Source organism: Bacteroides sp. AM23-12, from assembly GCF_003434395.1.
In the GTDB taxonomy this organism is placed as follows: domain Bacteria; phylum Bacteroidota; class Bacteroidia; order Bacteroidales; family Bacteroidaceae; genus Bacteroides; species Bacteroides thetaiotaomicron.
Window position 1 is genome coordinate 203,938 of sequence record NZ_QTLF01000003.1, and the last position, 20,083, is coordinate 224,020.

Genomic DNA, 20,083 nt, shown 5'->3' on the forward strand with positions numbered 1-20,083 from the left:
ATGACAAGTTCAATATCTTGATACGAATCGGGAAGAAAATAGTTAAACTACTACAAATAATAGACTTACCACACCTCATTATTCCGGTATTAAAATACCTTTGTCATAAATCGAAATACTAACTTAAATAAAAACACACCATGAGACCCCCCTACTGTTTTCTCCTGATAGGTCTTTTGCTTTTATGCAGTACACAGACTATCGCTTTCGCCCAATCCGGCACTTATCAGACAATTCCCGAATCTTTGCGAGGTTACTGGCAATTTAAAGCAGACAATGTGTCTGACTGGAACGGTCCGCTCATCGGAGAGAATTTCGTAGAGAACTATTATGTCGTTTTTTATGCCGAACAGATAAAACAGGAAGCTGACGGCAGCTACTTCTTCCATTTACGCAATCAGAAAGGAGATACGACGGAATTCCGTATCACACCTACCGGCAATGACGCCGCCACCATCTGGTACAAAGGCTGGAAAGAGCCGAAGAACTGTATCCGCAAGCAAGTCCCCGACCACACGGAACCGCTCACTCCCCTTACATTGCCCGACCGTGTTTATCAGAAATGGGTGAAAGGATTATCCGGAAAAGTAATCTACGAATTCACCCGTGACGGAAAACTGCTCTATGACGGAAAAACATGGGATATCTTATCGGCCGGATATTTTCTCAATAAAGAATATCGGCTGCTCGTCAAAAGCGGAGAATCATACAAACTGCTTTACCTCAGCTTCCCCCTGCCGAAAACAATGAACGTAGCCGCTGAACTGCAAAATGAAAAAGTCTCTCCCATCGCCTCACGCCCTGAAATATATGCTTTCGCCGGATGTTGGATAAATCAAGCGACCGGAGACTGGCGCATCGGATTCTTCGAAGACTTTGCTGTCTACCAATGTCAATTTTGGGATTATGAGTCGATAAGCATCCAAAAGAATCGAACCACCATCATCCTGAAAAATGGAACGGAACAACTGAAAGTGCGTTTAACTCGTAAAGATGAAACATCCTGCACCCTGTCTGTCGGAAAAGAAAAGGCACAGACATATGTTCTTTGTAACGACAAGTATCTACCCGATTATCCGGTAGCTGACACCACTCCTTTCGTCGACAATGGTTATCAAACGGATAGCGTGACTCTCATCGGATACCTGCGTAACCTGCCTTCGACACGTCCTTTCGAAGTTTCCGTGCCGGATATGATCACCGATAGAGAAGAAAAATATACCACCGCCATCGACTCACTGGGAAGATTTACCCTTCGTTTCCCTGTATTGAACAGCCACAACGTGTTCATCGATTGGGGACGTACCACTATCTGGACATCCGTAGAGCCGGGAGAGAGCTATTTCCTCTATGTGGACTTCGCTGACAAAAAGAAATTAGTGATGGGAGAAAAGGCACGTATCCTCAACGAACTGCTGAGCCACGAAGGGCTCAGTGAATATATCGGCTACGACGAAGGGAAAAAGATGGGTAATATGGAATATTTGCAAAAGACGCAGGATATCATCCGTCATAAATCAGAATATCGCGCAAAGATGCTCAATGATCATCCGCTTCTCTCGCACAAATTCCGCTATTACACAGAACAGGAAATCCGCTACAACGCTGCACGCGACCTGATGCAACGCCGCTTTTCGGTAGACCGTAACAAGCAGGAGCATCTGCAACCGGAATTTATGAGTTATGTAGACTCGGCACTATATCCCCGTCCGGTAGAGCCTTATACGCTTCTCAGAGATTATGGTTCTTTCCTGCGGGATTACGTCGGATACATAACGGACATTGCTCCCGCTTCTTCAAACAGATTGACCGTAACTCCTCAAAAGATGGAAATGCTCTATCTTAAATTTGAAAGGGACGGAAAGATTCAGCTATCACAAGAAGAAAAAGACGCATTACACGCCTTCAGTAACTTCGAAAAAGAAATTGAAAAAATGAAAGCTGCGAATACTGCTGACTCGCTGACAATGGCTGCCTACAACAAAAAGATGGAACCGAGCATCAAAACAATACAGAGCCTCGTAGGCAGAGACGAAATTTTCAATGACTATATGATGGGAAACTTGCTCGCTAATTCCATCAATCGTACCCTTGCTATCATTGACTCCCTGCAAATGGACGAAAAATTAAAGGAGATACTAAAGGCAAATTGCTATTATGAGATGTTGCAGCAGACTCACAAAGAATTGCCGGACAGCCTCATCAGTAAATTCAAAGCAGAAGTTTCTAATCCTTCCCTACAGGCTTATGTATTAAACCAACAAGGGATATACGAAGAAATATCCCATAAGGCCATCGAATATCCCGAAAGCCTGATGCCTAACGAACCTCTGGCAGAGATCACAGACGGAGAACAATTATTCCGCAAAATCATCGAGCCTTATAAAGGGAAAGTGGTTTATCTGGATGTATGGGGCACCTGGTGCGGTCCGTGCAAGGACATGATGCAATATGCAGGAAGTGCCAAGAAGCTGTTTGAGGGAAAAGACGTGATATTCTTGTATCTCTGCAACCATTCCTCGGACAAATCGTGGAAAAACATTATCAAGGAATATGGACTGACCGGCAAAATTGCCGTCCACTATAACCTGCCCGATGAGCAGCAAAGTGCTATTGAGAAGTTTCTGCAGGTCCGCTCCTTCCCCACCTATATATTGATAGACAAGGAAGGAAACATCGTAGACCGTGACGCCCCCAGACCCAACAGGGAAAATGACCTTCTTAATGCAGTCTATAAGTTATTAGAGAAATAAACGACTCATTTCTTCCGCAAATACTCGTATCCGAAACGGCAAAAGAGACATTTCCGTTTATCACAATACTCTTTGCGGAGCTGTATCAATGCCTGGCTATCTGCCGCCGAACCGACCGGTAGCCCGGCATCTCCCCACGACCGGATAATATGATTATTCTCCGCTTTCAACTCTTCCAGAAAACGTCCGGCACGATCACACATCCGCTCATCGGTTCTATGCAGACCATAAGCATATAAGAAAGGAACAACGGTATTAATCACAATCAAGTCCTGTGACCTCTCTCCCATCGATTTCTCTTTCTGCGAAGAAGGCCGGCCGAATATATAATGATTATCCCAATAAGCAGAAGCATGAGTAGACAGTAGTTGACGCACTTCCGGCAAGGTTTCTGCCTCCATCATCTGCGAAAAAAGCTTATCAACTTTCTGATACAAGTAGGCCAACTGTGCTAACCGGATATGGGGGAAGTTTTCCGGACGAAGCCTCAAAAAACGCCATAAACCGGCATCCATCACCTGAGTTATTTCAAACTTCCGTTGCAGATAGCGAAATTCTTTACGAAGCCGGAGACTATACTCATCTTCCTGCTCCTTCTTTAAAAACGCCTCCTCCAGCAAACCGGCCTGCCCGAAGAAAAAAGCCTCTATCTGGAACAGATCATTCCGATGCTTGTCTATCGCCCGGAACGGAAGCAGTCCTGCCCACGTCTCAAAAGCATCGCCATTCAAGCCGAAACCGAAATTACGGGCAAGAGTGATAAAGAAGGCATCTTCCCAATGACGGTCACATCGTTCCAGCCGATCGGCAATTTGCCTTGCTTTTTGCTCCAGTCGTTCGGTCTGAAGAGCCGTCAGCCAGGAGTGAATCGTTAATTTGGATAAGGACCCTATGATGGAGTAGCAGGCAGGATATTGGTCGGCAATGCAGAGTTCATGATAATGGGTTTGTACATTCTCGGGACAGGTCAATAGCAGTTGGGGGATTTGCTCACCGTTGGAACGGGTTACTTCGGCATCTGCCTCGGCCACCACATGCAGAATCACAGAATCGTATGCTTTATCATGGTCGTGACCGTGACGGTACCAGTCTGAAGAATGAGTATGTATCTCTATATTTCCCACCCACAATGTACCGTCTATCTTCAGCTTCGCATTAAAGAAGTCGGGACCGGCATCAGGGTTCTGCAGTCCGGAATCGATAATTTCTACCAGTAAGCCTTTGGTGGTTTGCAGTATTTTGAGAGGGAATAATTTATGTTTCCACACATAGTGGAGAAGGTGTTCCATGTTAACAGAAAGTTAATGTGCACTGCAAATGTAATAAAAATCTTATCTTTGCGACTATTATTTTGAATATAAGTCAGAAAACAATGAAAATAGCGTTGATCGGTTATGGAAAAATGGGCAAGGAACTTGAAAAGGCAGCCCTTAGTCGCGGACACGAAATTGTCTGCATTATTGATGTTGATAATCAGGAAGACTTTGAGTCGGAAGCATTCAAGTCCGCCGACGTAGCCATTGAGTTCACCAATCCGATGGTAGCCTACAGCAATTATATGAAAGCTTTCAAAGCCGGAGTCAAATTAGTATCAGGCAGTACAGGATGGATGGCGGAACATGGCGAAGAAATCAAAAAGCTATGTACCGAAGGAGGAAAAACCCTTTTCTGGTCGTCCAACTTCAGTCTTGGAGTAGCCATCTTCTCATCTGTCAACAAGTATCTGGCAAAAATAATGAATCAATTCCCCGGTTATGACGTCACCATGAGCGAGACTCATCATATCCATAAACTGGATGCACCCAGCGGCACTGCCATCACACTGGCTGAAGGCATACTGGAAAACATGGACCGCAAAGACAAATGGGTAAAAGGAACGCTCCTTGCACCGGACGGTACCGTCAGCGGCACCGACGCCTGCGCCTCCAACGAGTTTCCTATCGACTCGATCCGTGAAGGAGAGGTTTTCGGCATCCATACCATCCGCTACGAGTCAGAAGTAGACAGCATTTCCATCACGCACGATGCTAAGAATCGCGGCGGCTTTGTATTGGGAGCCATCCTTGCTGCCGAATACACGGCCCAACATGAGGGATATCTGGGCATGAGTGATTTATTCCCATTCTTAAACGAATAAGGCTTCAAAGCCACTATCAAACGAATATAGATTATGAGACAAGCCACACGCACACAATGGATCAAATGCACCATTGCTATTCTCCTTTATCTCGCCTTCCTCATCTGGGTACGCAGTTGGTGGGGGCTGATTGTCGTTCCTTTCATCTTCGATATTTATATCACCAAGAAAATACCCTGGTCATTCTGGAAGAAATCGAAGAATCCTACCGTTCGTAATGTTATGAGTTGGGTAGATGCCATTGTCTTTGCATTGGTTGCTGTCTACTTTGTCAATATCTACATTTTCCAAAACTATCAGATTCCTTCCTCGTCTTTGGAAAAGTCATTGCTGGTAGGCGACTTCCTGTACGTCAGCAAGATGAGCTACGGGCCACGTGTGCCGAATACGCCGCTTTCCATGCCGTTGGCGCAACATACGCTGCCTATTTTAAATACCAAATCATATATCGAATGGCCTCAGTGGAAATATAAAAGAGTTCCCGGGTTCGGAAAAGTGAAACTCAATGACATTGTTGTCTTCAACTTTCCTGCCGGTGATACGGTAGCGCTCAACAATCAGCAAACAGATTTCTACTCTATAGCCTACGGTGAAGGTCAGCGCCTGTATCCCAAGCAGATAGAGATGGACAGTCTGACACGCCAGCAGCAACGTGCTGTTTACGATTTGTATTATAATGCCGGTCGCCAGCAAATTCTATCGAATCCGCGTGTTTACGGAGAGGTCGTTTATCGTCCGGTAGACCGCCGTGAAAACTATGTAAAACGCTGTGTCGGTCTGCCCGGAGATACGCTGCAGATCGTAGACGGTCAGGTCATGATTGACGGCAAGGCTATCGAGAATCCCGAAAATCTGCAGTTCAACTACTTCGTACAGACCACAGGCCCGTATATCACGGAAGATATGTTCCGTGAATTAGGCATCAGCAAGGCAGACCAGACATTGTATGATGATTCTTCATGGGAAGAAACCTTCAGACAGATCGGACTGGACAATCGGAATGCACAAGGAAAGATGGCTCCTATTTATCATCTTCCGCTGACGAAGAAAATGTACGAAACATTATCCGGCAACAAAAAGCTCATCAGCAAGATCGTCATGGAACCGGAAGAGTATGCCGGACAGATGTACCCGCTCAACTTACATACCAAATGGAACCGTAACAACTACGGTCCGATCTGGATTCCCGCCAAAGGTGCTACTATCACTCTGACTGAAGATAACCTGCCTATCTACGAACGTTGTATTGTCGCTTACGAAGGAAATAAGCTGGAAATCAAGCCGGACGGTATTTATATCAACGGCGAGAAAACCGATCAATATACCTTTAAGATGGACTATTACTGGATGATGGGCGACAACCGCCACAATTCTGCGGACTCCCGCTATTGGGGATTTGTTCCTGAAGACCATGTAGTAGGTAAACCTATCGTTGTATGGCTGTCACTTGACAAAGACCGCGGATGGTTTGACGGAAAAATCCGTTGGAACCGCCTCTTCAAGTGGGTAGACTGATAAGGATACAGACGTGATAGAGTGATAAGGTGATAGAAATTGATGAACATTCGTAAATTCAAATGGATATTCGCATTCGCCGGAGCAATAGCCGTCGTGCTTCTGCTCCGGGGATTCGCTTTTACATCCTGCCTTATCCCTTCCACCGGTATGGAGAATTCACTTTTTCAGGGTGAACGTATTCTGGTCAACAAATGGAGCTACGGCCTGCGGCTTCCGCTGATGTCGCTGTTCTCATATCACCGCTGGTGCGAGCGATCTGTCCGGAAGCAAGATGTTGTAGTCTTTAATAATCCCGCCGCCATCGGGCAACCGACTATTGACCGAAGAGAAATCTATATCAGCCGTTGTATCGGTACTCCCGGTGATACCCTGCTTGTCGATTCCCTTTTCTCCGTATCCTCTCCCGAAGCGCAACTCAATCCGGACAAGAAAAGGCTCTACACCTATCCCGCTGCCAAAGAGCAGTTGATCACTTCGCTTATGCAAACCCTTTCCATCACCAACGACGGACTAATGGGGAGTAATGACAGTACTCATGTCCGCAGTTTCAGCCGCTATGAATATTACTTACTGGAACAAGCGATCAGCGATCAGAACTGGATTCAGCCTTTGACGGAAAAAAGCGAAAAAGAGCTTAAACCGCTCATCGTTCCCGGCAAAGGGAAAGCACTACGAGTATATCCGTGGAATATCACATTGCTGCGAAATACCCTCGTGATGCACGAAGGCAAACAGGCGGAAATAAAGAATGATACGCTTTATATCGACGGAAAACCCACACAGCATTGTTTTTTTACCAAAGATTACTACTGGATGGCTTCCAACAATAGTGTCAATCTGTCCGATTCACGTCTGTTCGGATTCGTTCCGCAAGACCATATTATCGGGAAAGCATCACTAATCTGGTTCTCTAAAGAAAAAGGAACGGGAATCTTTGACGGATACCGATGGAATCGCTTCTTTCAGTCTGTAAAATAATTCACATGCATAGTTTTCAACATAACATCTGTACATAAAATAATGAGAATAGCTTATTTATCATCTGCCTACCTTGCTCCGGTAGAATATTATACCAAACTATTGGAATATGATAAAATATATGTCGAACAACACGATCATTATATAAAGCAAACCTATCGCAACCGTTGTACGATTGCCGGACCTGACGGCGAACTGGCACTCTCCATTCCAACCGTCAAACCGGATACGCTGAAATGTCCAATGAAGGATATACGTATTTCCGATCACGGTAACTGGCGCCATCTGCATTGGAATGCCATCGAATCAGCCTACAACAGTACTCCTTACTTTGAATATTACAAAGACGACTTCCGCCCTTTCTACGAAAAGAAATACGAGTTTTTAGCCGATTTCAACGAGGAACTCTGCCAGCTGGTCTGTAAGTTGATAGACATTCAACCCTGCATTGAACGAACTTCAGAATATAAAACGGAATTCACAACAGAAGAAACAGATTTCCGCGAGATTATTCATCCTAAGAAAGATTTCCAGATAGCTGATCCAGAATTTATTCCGCATCCCTATTACCAAGTCTTTGATTCCAAACTCGGTTTTCTCCCTAATCTGAGTATTATTGACCTGCTTTTCAATATGGGACCGGAGAGTTTATTGGTATTAACAAGTAAATAACATTATAATAGCCAGACAAAGACATCAAACGTCCTGACACTACGTATCTTATCATACATCCCGGTAAGGTTAACAGGCGGACAAGCCTTGATTAATATCTTTTGTCCGCTTCCTGTTTTCGTTCCACGTACGTAAACCGTTGGGACTGCGTACGTGATCCCATCGGTTCACGTACATGAACTCATGAGATTACAGACGTGAAACGAAGAAATGTAATGACCGTACTACATTAATCTAACGTTGAAAACAGCTTAATAAACGTAGCACAAACTATTAAATGAACCGGCTTACCTGAATCAGGAAGGCAGAATCTCTTATGAAGGTGACAATAGAAAAGCGATTTTTCTCTATTATCACCCTATTGTCACCACCTATTATCACCCTTATCACGCTAAATTCCAGCACATTAAGTCTGAAAAGTGACAAGTGACAATAAGAATAACGTTTTTAACTCTGTAGAAAGAGACAAATTATAATCACCAGGTCACTATTATTTCCTTCAACAGATTACTCTTCATTCAGTCGATTCAGCAAATATCTGACATTCTCAAGATGTAAATGATTGACCCGGTACATCTGTTTATATTGCCAACTATTTTTAGTAGTATCGATAATACAATCTATAAAAGAGCCCATTATATTGGCACTTTGCATACGATTGGCATTTGAAACCTGCATATTCATCATATGCATACCAAATCCTTTAATCACATCTTTTACACTAATTTTCTTAAAATGATGAACTGCCTCGAAGGCTGCTACATTACCAAAAAGAACATTCTCTAAATCTTCCAGTCTTTGCCGATCCGAGCGTTCCACCAAATAACTGGCTGGATTTATAAAACGATTGAGCGTAAGATAAAAGGTCATCATTTCATGATCTGAAGAAAAAATGGCATGCATGAATTGTGTTGCGTCCCCCGGACAAACAATCTGCTGGTTGTTTAAAACCTCCTTCATAAGAATTTAAATTAAATGGTGAATAAATTAAGTTCAACGGGGCTAAACAGAAAGGTGGTTTTAGATAATAAAAGAAGCGGTTCCGCCTGTCCCATTGCTCTTTTCTCGTTCACACAAGGCAGCAGGTGCATTAACACTCTACATGGGGGTGCGAAACCGCCCATATAGAATGAACCGGACAGGCATAAAAATGCCTGCCACAATTACAAGGCAGGTTTCCAGCCTTGTGTGATTTTGAAAAAAGAGCACTACAAAGATAGGACATAAATCAGAATAGGAAAAAGAAATTCATTCTAAATTGCATATACCACAGTAAAATGCAAGGTATAAGCCTTATTTCTAATCACAAGCCAAACTCGTTTCAAAGAAAAAGGAGAATGTTGTGACTCTCTCTTTTATAAGATAACAACATTCTCCCAGCAATCTGTTTTACCGGGGGAGGACCCCAGTTTTACCAAACGGATACCTATCTCAACTCAAATGGTACAATTCCTTTAATGTCTCTGGATGATGTTCCGATGACTGCTTCAAACTTACCCGGTTCTGCCATCCACTCGTGTTTGACATCATCGAAGAAGCTCAGGGCTTTTTTATCAATCGTCAGCGTTACAGCCTTCTCCTCACCCGGAGCCAGTTTTACTTTTTTGAAACCCTTCAATTCCTTGACAGGACGAGGCAGAGAGGATTTCTTATCGCTGACATAAAGCTGGATAACTTCCTGACCTTCACGAGTACCTGTATTCTTTACGTTGATCGTGAAAGAGATGGTATCATCGGCAGTCATCACCTTTTTGTTAGCCGAAGGTTTCCCGTAAGCGAAAGTAGTATAGCTCAATCCGTGTCCGAACGGGAAAAGCGGTTTGATCTTTTCTTTGTCTGCCCAGCGATAGCCTACAAAAATATCTTCACGATAGATTTCGTTTATGGTATCACCATTGTTCTTGGAGTGTGCCAGTTCTTCTTTATTCCCCGGATATTCACCCAGTGTATGTGCGCCTACGTCTTCCAGTCTTGCAGGAAAAGTAAAAGGAAGTTTCCCCGACGGATTAGCATCTCCTAGCAGTACCGAAGCAAGAGCTGTTCCGGCTTCCGAACCTAAGAACCAACCCTGAACAATAGCGGGCACTTCATTTACCCAAGGCATGGCAACCGCATTACCGGAGATGTTTACGACAATCAAGTTCTTATTTACTTTTGCCAACTCGCCAATCACTCTGTCCTGCGCATACGGCAACCCAAGGGATGCACGGTCCGAATCTTCGCAATCCTGATGATTGCTCTTGTTCAGTCCACCGAAGAAAATTACGTAATCCGCATCTTTAGACACTTCTACAGCCTCAGCAAGAAGTTCATCCTCCGAACGGTCGTCTTTCAAATCTTGTCCGGTCTGTACTCCATTATATTCCCCTGTCGGGTCACCAACGTATCCACGGGCATACAAAACTTCCGTCTGTGAACCTACGCGGTTCTTCAAGCCGTCCAAAGGAGATATCTCATATTTCACTTTCAGAGAAGAACTGCCACCGCCTACAGTCATCATCTTAATGGCGTTTTCACCGATAACAGCAATCTTCCTGGCTTTCTTCAAGTCAATAGGCAATACATTATCCTTATTCTGTAACAGTACAATTCCTTCTTCACCGATTTTTCGTCCGGCTTGTCCATGCTCGGGCGAAGCCAGAGAACCGAAAGGTTTATGCGGGTTCATCGAAGTGCGGAAGATCAGACGGAGGATATTACTCACCTTTTCGTCCAGTTCTTTGGTTCCGACTGTTCCGTCCTGGATCAGTTTCAGGTAAGGATGTGCCAAATAGTAATTGTCATAAGCATTCCTTGTCCCGGCAGAAAGTCCGTTTGTCCATGAACCGAACTCCATGTCCAGACCATTCGAAATGGCCTGGAAAGTATCATGTACTCCGCCCCAATCTGAAACGACGACACCATCAAAGCCCCATTCCTTACGCAGAATATCTTGCAGTAATCGCTTATTATGGCACGCATGCTGAGTCTTATAGAGCTTACCGGAGTCGGTATCTTCACTAAACGAATAAAGGTTGTAAGCTCCCATTATCGCCCAAGCACCACCTTCCTGAACGGCCGCTTTGAAAGCCGGAAGATAAATCTCATAAAGAGCACGGTCGCTCAAATGAACATTGGTGGTGTGACGGTTGAACTCCTGATTGTTTAATGCGTAATGCTTCACACAAGCAGCAACACCGTTTTCCTGTACTCCCTTAATATAAGGAACTACCATCATGGAAGACAGGTACGGATCTTCGCCCATATATTCAAAATTACGCCCATTCAACGGGGTGCGGTAGATGTTGACACCGGGCCCCAGGAGAATATCTTTTTTCCGGTAACGGGCTTCTTCGCCAATGCTCTTCCCATAAAGGTAAGACATTTCGGGATTCCATGTTGCAGAAAGGCAAGTCAATGCAGGATAGGCTATACAGGAATCGTTTGTCCATCCTGCCTGATCCCACTCATCCCATAATACTTCGGGACGGATGCCGTGAGGGCCATCGGTTGCCCATACTTCGGGAATCCCTAAGCGGGGGACTCCCGGTGAACTAAATTTAGACTGCGCATGAGTCATCTTCACCTTCTCTTCAAGTGTCATACGGCTCAGCGCATCTTTCACCCGTTCTTCGATAGGCTTGCTCGTGTCCAGATATACTGGTGTCTGCGCCATATTCATAGTCGGTAAAACGGCGGCTATAGACAAGCCAAGTAACGTTGCTTTAAATTTCATGTTCATAAATGATTTCTGTATTTTTACTTCTTCACAACAGAAAGAATTCCTTTATCTATCCCCTGAGTGAAATCTAACGTAAACACATAAGTAACTCCCTGTTCTAACGGAGAGGCCAATACAAGATTTTCCTCATCAACATTGAATAAGTTCCGGGTAGCCTGATCCATTTGCAGGTTCTTTTGATGAAATTGCTGATCCCAAGACTTTCCACCCAGATATTTAACACTGATATAATCGTATCGTATGCGTTCACCAATAACCGTACTGCCTTCAGCACCAGTCTTCCCAGTAAACTGATAAACTTTCGGACTGATTTCCGCCACACAATAAGCAGTCGAAAAGTCCCAGTTAAATTCGTCCTTAATAGACGGAGAGCCCATACCATAGCCCAACAACCATACGGCACCATGCCCGTCAGCATCCAGTCCGGCTTCACTATTGCCATTCATACGTACTACTGCAAAGTATTTACGTGTAGCATTTACCATCACCCTGTAGCTACCGGCAACCGGCAAGAACTTCAAGTGATTATCTCCGGTCTTCACCAGATAATCCGGATCAACATACCAATCATTTAGATCTTCGATGCCACCTATTTCGAGTGTCTGGTTCTGCGTCAAAGACATCTGCAATTGATACATATCGGAACTGCCTTCTTCCAGCTTCATTCCATTGATTGTAATGTCCGGTCGCGGCAAGTCTACCTGTCCTACTTTCTCTACAGTCAGTACTGCTTTGGTATTACCTTTCGTTACATCTACCGTAAACTTATAAACACCACCTCTCTCAAATTTCTGACCTTCCTGCAACTTCAAGTTACCCGACTCTGTTATTTCAACAAGGTCGCTTGTAGTAGAGATGGCATCTCCCTTAAATTCACCATTATCCCACTTGTTTATGTGGAAGAATTTAAAGTCAATATCACTTGTTTTCATAGTCACACCGGCAGTAAACGTAAGCTGATACTTCTTTGCCGTAAGTTGCGGCATACACAAACCATTCTCCGGCGTCCATCCCACTTCGTACAAAGATACCGACGGCTTGCCAATTCCATTTCCGATAGCCCAGATAGCTCCTGTTCCGTCATCCTGCAATTTAGCTGCTTCACCGTCTTTTAAAGCTATGACAGAGAAGTACTGTCTCTTACCGTTTGCTGTAATCTGATAGCTTCCGTCAATCGGCAGGAACTTCAGTGTTCCATCCTCCTGCTTTTCAAAGAAGTCCGGATCAATCCACCATTCATCATAAGCAGGCACTCCTTCGAACGTCAGAATGTCATTCTGCTTTAACGACAATTTAACAGCATATACATCGTTTTCTACCAGTTCCATTTCTTTTCCGTTCAACAATAATTTGGCAAACGGACTCGCTTCATAGTTGAAAGTATTAAACTGAATCGTATAATTGCCCGGCTCTGTATTGGAGAACGGGATAGACGTAGTAGAGCCTACTGCAATCGTATTGTCTTCCCAGCCAAAAGTTAGCTCGTTGCCGTGCTCCCCTACTTTCGGAGTTTTGATATACACTTTCATCTTCTGCGAAAAGTCTCCCGATACGCTATAATGATACATCGATTGCCTGTCCATCCGGTACTCCTGCCCTTCTTCATCTACCAGGGTCAGATAAGGAAAGTCCGGGCGTGCCAACGTAAGTTCCGTTTCCTGTTCCGTCGTAGTAAAGTGAATATTCTGAAGGATATACTTCAATGTCGCCTTTCCGTTAGGAATATTAGCATAATAAGGAATATAAATCTTTCCAGTATAGTCGCTTCCACTTGTCTTTGTTCGGATCACCGTTTCAGATACCTGTTCTTCTCCATAGAAAAGCTGCGCTTTCAAAGTAGAAAGAGGAACGTCTACATCCGAAGCCTTGATCGTAAACGGAAGGCTGTCGCCGAAAAGGGCATCCGCATTCTCCGCCTTGATCTCCATACTCGGATTACCGGGAAGGAACTCGTCATCATTACAGGAATTCATGGATAAGATTCCCGCCAATGCCAATGTTATATAGATACTTTTTTTCATTGTCTTTATACTTTTAAGGTTCTTACTTTGACTTTGCCCAACGGTATGAAGTTACTGATTTACCGGGAACGTCATAAGCGAAATGACGTTGGCCGTCGCTGACAGTTATCTTCTTCGACTTCTCATTGTTGTTTATCAGAACAAAGGCATACGTTCCGTCCGTATTTTCGAAAGCAGAACAGGTAATACCGTTGTCCGTATAACCGGTAGTGGCGATACGCACAGCTCCCGGCTTCACAACACTTGAAAGATGAGCAATGATATAGTAGTGAGAGTTACGTATGATTGTCTTATAATCACTGTTATTGATATCTACCGCACCATAGCAAGTCTGACAACCACCTTCACGATTCGGACCACGGTCGTTATCGAGCATCAGATTCCAGACAATTACGCCCTTACACCAATTATTGATTGTTCCCAATGCTACCTCTTCCATATCTTCCATCAGACGCTTCGACAAGTCACGTCCGCTGTTCCATGTGCCGATAGAAGTTTCTGTAAACAGAAGTTCTTTCTCAGGATATGCCTGATGTATATTCAGCAATTCTTCACGGTTGCCGCCATAGTTATGGTAAGCAGCACCTGCCAGATACTGAGAAGCAGCAGCATCTTCGTAAATCTTGCCCGGATAGTTCTTCTGCGATTCGATATTGTCATAATTGTAGTTATGGTCGAAAGCATAAATCTTGGTAGACAGTCCGGCAGCTTTCATCTGAGGACCGAGCGCTGTTTTCACGAAGTCTCTTTGTTCTTCCCATTCCATATAGAGCGAAGCGGAGTTGCCACGGTTCAAAGGTTCATTTTGCGGAGTTACTGCATAAATGTCAATGCCTTCGGCTTTAAATGCCTGTATCCATTTCACAAAATAAGTAGCATAATCCTGATAATAATCCGGGTTCAATTGTCCGTTCGTCCACGAATCCAATGGTGTACGGTCTGTCAGGCTTTTCACTTTCATCCATTTCGGACAGGTCCAAGGAGCAGCAATTACCTTGATAGAAGGGTTAATGGCCAGAATCTCTTTCAGGATCGGAAGGATATAGTCCTTTTCTTCGCTCTGCAAAGCAAAGTTTTCGATCCCTTTCGTATCACAGCAGGTATATTCGCTTAACGAGAAGTCCGAACAACCGATGGAAATACGGATGTAACTGAATCCGAAACCATCTTTGTCGGAGAATGTTTCCGTCAGGAAAGCATGACGGTCAGCCGGTTTCATCAGTAACAGGTTGTAACAGGTAGAACCTGTGATAGCTGCTCCGAAACCATCCATCGTCTGGTACTGTTCCGCAGGATTCAAAGTTATTGTGGTCGGAGCCAGATTGTCTTTCGGGCTGAAGTTAACCGCGTCACGGGCCAAATCACGGGTCAGACTGCTGGTTGTCGTATAAATGGCTACATCTCCGGTGGGGACAGGTACTACCGGTTTTTCCGCATCATCACTATTACTACAAGCCGCTAATATGGTGAAGCATCCTAAAAAGGTCAGTGCTATATTTCTCATGTTTATCATAATCGTTAGTTTCTTTTTCTATTTAAATACATTATAAGCGATGTTATCTCCGGCTCTATTAATATCCGGGGTTCTGTTCAATCTTGTCATTGGCATCGATTACCGATTGTGGGATAGGCAGGCGATAAGAGTTCTTATCAAAGGCGTAAACCTGTGACTTGCGACCTGAATCTTTCGCATATACGGCGTTCATCACCTCTTCTACCTTATCCAGACGAACCAGATCAAACCAGCGTTGTCCTTCGAATGCCAGTTCCAGCCGACGTTCGTTGAGCAATGCGGTAATCATCGCATCCCGGTCTTTACGTACGGATGAAGACAATTCGCCCAATCCGGCACGTTCACGTACTTCGTCGATGATCTTAGCTGCCGCTTCCAGATCCGGCGTATCCTGCATGATCAATGCTTCTGCCTTCAATAACAGCACATCAGCATAGCGGTATTTAATAATGCTGCTATTAGCCGAACGGCATTTGTACATGAAAGGATAATTGTCCGACGGATAATAGTTGCTCCAATTACAATCATAGTAAACTACGGATTCCTGAAAGCGAATCTGATCTCCTTCTTTCTTGAAAGCATTGATCAAATCACGTGACGGAGTTACCCATTTTGCCCAAGTGAAGTTATTATTCCAGTTTACAAGGTCACGTCCGAACATCCATGTACACCAGTTACCCGAACCGGGAGTAAACTGAGCTTCCAGTATAGATTCTTTAGTATTACGGGCTTTTGCATCCGTTCCGGCAGCATTCATGCCGAACAAATCGCTAAAGTCCTTCACAAGCTCAAAACCATCAGCCTTCACCTCGTCACAGTAACGGATTACTTTTGAATAGTCACGCAACGGTTTCTCTGCATAGATCTTTGCAAGAAGAGTACGGGCTACGGATTTTGTAAACAGAGTTTTGTTGCCTGCCGTATTATCCGGCGCATGCTGGATGGCAGCCAGCAAATCTTTCTCTATCTGCTGATAAGCTTCCAGTTCTGTGTTTTGTGCCGGGAAATATTGTTCATACACATCTTCGATATTTTCTGAAGTAATATCATCAGCTACTGTTGTAATAACCGGGAAATCCCCCCACAGACGTACCATATCGAACATGACCATGGCACGGAATATCATTGCTTCCGCCTTATACTGCGCACGTTCGGCAGTAGTCAAAGAGTTATCGGTCACCAAGTCAATATTACATATCAATTTATTGGCACGGGCAACGTCTTCCAGATAACGGTTCCAGTCACGTTCGAGCACAGAGTTGGAACCTTCGATGGAATTGTTCTCAAACGGAAGTACCTCAGCTCCCGTAGTTCCTGCGTACGCATTATCCGCATGCGAATCTGATATGAGCAACAAGTCCACATACCAGTGTTCCTGACGGTCGCGCATTTGATTGTAGATAGTCGTCAGGTGACTTTCTACAGCCGCTTTATCTTTAAATACCACCTTTGTACCGGTATCCGTCACACCTTCGGTCACATCCGAATAAGTATCGATCGGATCGTAATTCAGTGAGCAGGAAGAAAGTCCGAACAGCAAACCGGAAGTGAGTCCATAAAATATATATCTTAGTTTCATAGTCTTTCCTTTCATTAGAATTCAACATTAATACCAAACACGTATGATCTAGAATGCGGGTATGTACCCCAGTCGATGCCTTGCACCGTACCGCTGTTGCCCCATTGGTTTACTTCCGGGTCCATGCCGGAGTAGCTTGTCCATGTCAGCAGATTGGTAGCGGTAAAGTAAGGTTGCAGACGGGTGATTCCCCATTTCTGCAGTAATTTGCCCTTAAAGTTGTACGACAAGGAAACGTCTTTCAATCTCAGGTAACTGCCATCTTCAATAAAGTAAGTAGAGTTCAGCAACTTGAAATTAGCTTTCGGCACATTGGTTATCTGTCCAGGTATCTTCCAGCGGTTCAGTACTTTGGTAGACTGATTCTTTCCATCGTACATCCCTTCTGTTTCTATACGGGAAGCATTGAAGATATCATTTCCGTAAGAGCCTTGGATAAACACACTCAAATTAAATCCTTTCCATGAGAAAGTGTTGGTCAGACCATAAGTAAAGTCCGGATTCGGGTCGCCGATATAAGTACGGTCGGAAGTCGAGATTTTACCATCACCACTCAGGTCACGATACATTAATTCACCTGTCTCAGGATCTACACCGTCACTGATATATCCGTAAAAGCCTCCTAAAGCACGTCCCGGCTCATTACGCACTACATAATCGTTGACTACATCCGCAGTTTTGGCATCATAGTACACTTTCTGCAATTCAAGTTTCGTCAATTTGTTCCGGTTGAAGGAAATATTGAAGTCCGTATCCCAGGTAAATGCTCCCCCCCGGAAGTTCTTCGAACTAATGGTAAGCTCAAAACCTTTATTAGTCATTTCACCTTCATTACGGGCGATAGAAGTAGCTGCAGCAGCACCGGCAGGCAGTGATACGTTCATCAGCATGTTCTTGGTCTTCTTGTAATAGTAGTCCATGTTAAAAGTCAAACGTCCATTCAATACTGTCAGGTCCAGACCAATATTGGTCTGAGTAGTCGTTTCCCAAGTAAGGTCAGACGTCCGTAAATTGGCCTGGCTGATAGTCGGTACCGCATTCGCATAATCTGTTGTATCACCTTCAGCCGCTACCTTAAACCATTCAATACGACCGATATTATAACGTTGCAAATAAGCATAGTCACCAATACCAGACTGATTACCTGTCTGTCCCCAGCCTCCACGTATTTTAAAATCATCAATCCACGTCAGATCAGCCATAAACTTCTCGGAAGATACACGCCAGGCAGCTGAGAACGATGGGAATACCCCCCAACGATGATCAGGATGCAACTTAGAAGAACCGTCGGCACGCAGGTTAGCCGTCAACAGGTACTTACTATCAAAATTGTAAGCTACACGTCCGAAAAATGACATAATTCCCCATTGAGAAGCACCTGTACCGGTATTATCCCAGGCAATCTTGTTCGCGGCATTCAAGGTCTGTATCAGATCATTGCGGTAGTGTGAACCGTTTATCCAGCTGTTAGAGTAGTCTGAATCCGTCCACGATGACCCTGCCATTACCTCCAGGCCATGTCTCTTGAAGTTCTTATTGTAAGTAAATACATTGTCGAATGTCAATACCGTATTCATATTCCGGTTGTCGGAGGCTTCACCATACTGGTTACGTCCCCAGGCAGTAGAAATCGGATCAAGAAAAGTAGTATTTACAGCATTGCGACGGTCAAGTGTTAGAGTTGATTTAAACTTCAACTCCGGCAGCAAGGTAAGCAACACGTTGCCCGATGCCAGCAAACGGTTTTCCTTATCTTTATTATTCTTTGCACGTGCCATGTTCTCCAACGGGTTGGTGATATTTCCAACTCCATAGAAGTTATTGTAATACTGGTTCGGATTTAAAGCATCCCAGATCGGAGCATATGTCGGCGTATTGATAACAGCCAATACAACGCCACCACGATTCGCTCCTGTTCCCATCGCTCCCCCTCCGTTACTGGTATAGTCCGAGTAGGAGATATTAGCACTTACTGTCAACCAGCTACGAATCTGATTTTCAAGATTCACCCGGAAATTATAACGCTTGTAATAAGAGATATCCAGTATTCCCTTTTCATCGAGATATCCGGCAGAAAGATAGTATTTCATCTTTTCATTACCGTTAGATACTGCTACCTGATAGTTTTGCATCTTTCCGGTCTTATATGTTTCGTCAAACCAATCAGTACGGTCGGGCAGTCCATCAGGCAAGGATACCAGTCCGATTTCATCCTGTAACTCTTTATACTGCGCAGCATTCAGAGATTCTACCTTATCCGCCACCTTGTTCAAGCCAAACTGTGCTGTCAGAGAGACTTTTGCCTTTCCGGTCGCTCCGGCCTTTGTTGTAATCAGAATTACACCATTGGCAGCACGCGAACCATAAATAGAAGCCGAAGAGGCATCTTTCAGAATCTGCATGCTTTCAATATCATTCGGAGATAAAAACTTAATGTTATCCACAGGAACACCATCCACTACATATAGCGGATCGTTACTTCCGTTCATAGAAGTAGTACCACGCACACGGATAGACATCTCTCCTCCCGGCGTACCGCTAGGCTGAATTACGGAGATACCGGCTGCCTTACCCTGAATAGCCTGTCCGGCAGAAACGATGGGACGTACATCAAGATCTTTAGTAGACACAGTGGAAATGGCTGTCGTAACATCTTTACGTTTTACCGAACCATAGCCGATCACAACTACTTCTTCAAGTACTTCATTGTCTTCCTGAAGTGTAACTTTCATCTGTCGGGATGCTTTCTGTTCCTGCGATTTATATCCTACATAAGAGAATATTAAAGTAGCATTGGACTGGACCGTCAATGTAAAGTTACCGTCTAAATCAGTTATCGCTCCGTTAGTTGTCCCCTTTTCCTGTACACTTACACCGATAAGCGGTTCTTTCTGTGCATCCAGTACCTGACCGGATGCAGTAAATTGTTGTGCGGATGCACTCAGAGAAAAAAATACTGCTAAGATAGCAAAGAGAATCTTGCGACTCCCCGAAAGGATTTTTCGCCTGTTCTTTTTCATGCGTATTAATTTTAAAGTTTATAATTAAGGTATGTGCTTGACAGGACTTTCGCCACTATTTCAGAAGCACAGGTCAAAAGTATAAAGAAACTGAAGTGATTTGACAATGAGGGTATAATAAGTGGATTATACAAACAGACAAACCACTAATAAACAGCAAGTTAATATCGA

The 20,083-nt window shown here is 44.2% G+C and carries 12 protein-coding genes; 5 read left to right on the forward strand and 7 right to left on the reverse strand.

Going from position 1 to position 20,083, the window contains the following annotated elements:
• Nucleotides 1-140 precede the first annotated feature (140 nt).
• Nucleotides 141-2,753, forward strand: a complete 2,613-nt coding sequence (locus DW640_RS04640; protein WP_113747979.1) for a TlpA family protein disulfide reductase — start codon at nucleotides 141-143, stop codon at nucleotides 2,751-2,753.
• A gap of 5 nt (nucleotides 2,754-2,758) precedes the next feature.
• Here DW640_RS04640 and DW640_RS04645 read toward each other — a convergent pair whose 3' ends face one another.
• A complete protein-coding gene (locus DW640_RS04645; protein ID WP_016269258.1) occupies nucleotides 2,759-4,042 on the reverse strand; it encodes a DUF2851 family protein in 1,284 nt (427 codons plus the stop codon).
• Nucleotides 4,043-4,125: 83 nt separating this feature from the next.
• Here DW640_RS04645 and dapB point away from each other — a divergent pair, with 83 nt between their 5' ends.
• The 4 genes from dapB to DW640_RS04665 are packed head-to-tail and all read left to right on the forward strand — an operon-like array spanning nucleotide 4,126 to nucleotide 8,058.
• Nucleotides 4,126-4,890 carry a 4-hydroxy-tetrahydrodipicolinate reductase gene (gene dapB, locus DW640_RS04650; protein ID WP_008762922.1) on the forward strand — a complete coding sequence of 255 codons (765 nt, stop codon included), beginning with the start codon at nucleotides 4,126-4,128 and terminating at the stop codon, nucleotides 4,888-4,890.
• Nucleotides 4,891-4,923: 33 nt separating this feature from the next.
• Nucleotides 4,924-6,405: a signal peptidase I gene (lepB, locus tag DW640_RS04655; protein WP_008767531.1), complete on the forward strand. Its 1,482-nt coding sequence runs from the start codon at nucleotides 4,924-4,926 to the stop codon at nucleotides 6,403-6,405.
• Nucleotides 6,406-6,447: 42 nt separating this feature from the next.
• Nucleotides 6,448-7,386 carry a signal peptidase I gene (gene lepB, locus DW640_RS04660; protein ID WP_054959237.1) on the forward strand — a complete coding sequence of 313 codons (939 nt, stop codon included), beginning with the start codon at nucleotides 6,448-6,450 and terminating at the stop codon, nucleotides 7,384-7,386.
• A gap of 42 nt (nucleotides 7,387-7,428) precedes the next feature.
• Entirely contained in the window at nucleotides 7,429-8,058 is a 630-nt protein-coding gene (locus DW640_RS04665) for a WbqC family protein (RefSeq protein ID WP_008762919.1), read from the forward strand.
• A 507-nt stretch (nucleotides 8,059-8,565) separates the two neighbouring features.
• Here DW640_RS04665 and DW640_RS04670 read toward each other — a convergent pair.
• From DW640_RS04670 to DW640_RS04700, 6 genes are all read right to left on the reverse strand, one after another.
• Nucleotides 8,566-9,018, reverse strand: a complete 453-nt coding sequence (locus DW640_RS04670) for a hypothetical protein (RefSeq protein WP_055229113.1) — start codon at nucleotides 9,016-9,018, stop codon at nucleotides 8,566-8,568.
• A 466-nt stretch (nucleotides 9,019-9,484) separates the two neighbouring features.
• The gene (locus tag DW640_RS04680) at nucleotides 9,485-11,779 is read right to left on the reverse strand and encodes a glycoside hydrolase family 3 C-terminal domain-containing protein (RefSeq protein ID WP_117577456.1); all 2,295 of its coding nucleotides are present in this window, start codon (nucleotides 11,777-11,779) and stop codon (nucleotides 9,485-9,487) included.
• A 17-nt stretch (nucleotides 11,780-11,796) separates the two neighbouring features.
• Complete coding sequence (locus DW640_RS04685) at nucleotides 11,797-13,800, reverse strand: DUF5125 domain-containing protein (protein WP_008767526.1); 2,004 nt, start codon at nucleotides 13,798-13,800, stop codon at nucleotides 11,797-11,799.
• A gap of 22 nt (nucleotides 13,801-13,822) precedes the next feature.
• Entirely contained in the window at nucleotides 13,823-15,313 is a 1,491-nt protein-coding gene (locus tag DW640_RS04690) for a glycoside hydrolase family 30 beta sandwich domain-containing protein (protein ID WP_008762914.1), read from the reverse strand.
• 58 nt (nucleotides 15,314-15,371) lie between these two features.
• Nucleotides 15,372-16,907, reverse strand: a complete 1,536-nt coding sequence (locus DW640_RS04695; protein ID WP_008767524.1) for a RagB/SusD family nutrient uptake outer membrane protein — start codon at nucleotides 16,905-16,907, stop codon at nucleotides 15,372-15,374.
• A complete protein-coding gene (locus DW640_RS04700) occupies nucleotides 16,907-19,912 on the reverse strand; it encodes a TonB-dependent receptor (RefSeq protein WP_011108758.1) in 3,006 nt (1,001 codons plus the stop codon). Before DW640_RS04700 ends, DW640_RS04695 begins: the two co-directional genes overlap by 1 nt.
• Nucleotides 19,913-20,083 lie beyond the last annotated feature (171 nt).

What these genes read in the sequence shown, in the direction of transcription:
- DW640_RS04665 (WP_008762919.1), top strand. Translation starts at nt 7,429, where the DNA reads ATGAGAATAGCTTATTTATCATCTGCCTACCTTGCTCCGGTAGAATAT.
- DW640_RS04645 (WP_016269258.1), bottom strand. Translation starts at nt 4,042, where the DNA reads ATGGAACACCTTCTCCACTATGTGTGGAAACATAAATTATTCCCTCTC.
- dapB (WP_008762922.1), top strand. Translation starts at nt 4,126, where the DNA reads ATGAAAATAGCGTTGATCGGTTATGGAAAAATGGGCAAGGAACTTGAA.
- DW640_RS04640 (WP_113747979.1), top strand. Translation starts at nt 141, where the DNA reads ATGAGACCCCCCTACTGTTTTCTCCTGATAGGTCTTTTGCTTTTATGC.
- lepB (WP_054959237.1), top strand. Translation starts at nt 6,448, where the DNA reads ATGAACATTCGTAAATTCAAATGGATATTCGCATTCGCCGGAGCAATA.
- DW640_RS04670 (WP_055229113.1), bottom strand. Translation starts at nt 9,018, where the DNA reads ATGAAGGAGGTTTTAAACAACCAGCAGATTGTTTGTCCGGGGGACGCA.
- DW640_RS04690 (WP_008762914.1), bottom strand. Translation starts at nt 15,313, where the DNA reads ATGATAAACATGAGAAATATAGCACTGACCTTTTTAGGATGCTTCACC.
- DW640_RS04685 (WP_008767526.1), bottom strand. Translation starts at nt 13,800, where the DNA reads ATGAAAAAAAGTATCTATATAACATTGGCATTGGCGGGAATCTTATCC.
- DW640_RS04680 (WP_117577456.1), bottom strand. Translation starts at nt 11,779, where the DNA reads ATGAACATGAAATTTAAAGCAACGTTACTTGGCTTGTCTATAGCCGCC.
- DW640_RS04700 (WP_011108758.1), bottom strand. Translation starts at nt 19,912, where the DNA reads ATGAAAAAGAACAGGCGAAAAATCCTTTCGGGGAGTCGCAAGATTCTC.
- lepB (WP_008767531.1), top strand. Translation starts at nt 4,924, where the DNA reads ATGAGACAAGCCACACGCACACAATGGATCAAATGCACCATTGCTATT.
- DW640_RS04695 (WP_008767524.1), bottom strand. Translation starts at nt 16,907, where the DNA reads ATGAAAGGAAAGACTATGAAACTAAGATATATATTTTATGGACTCACT.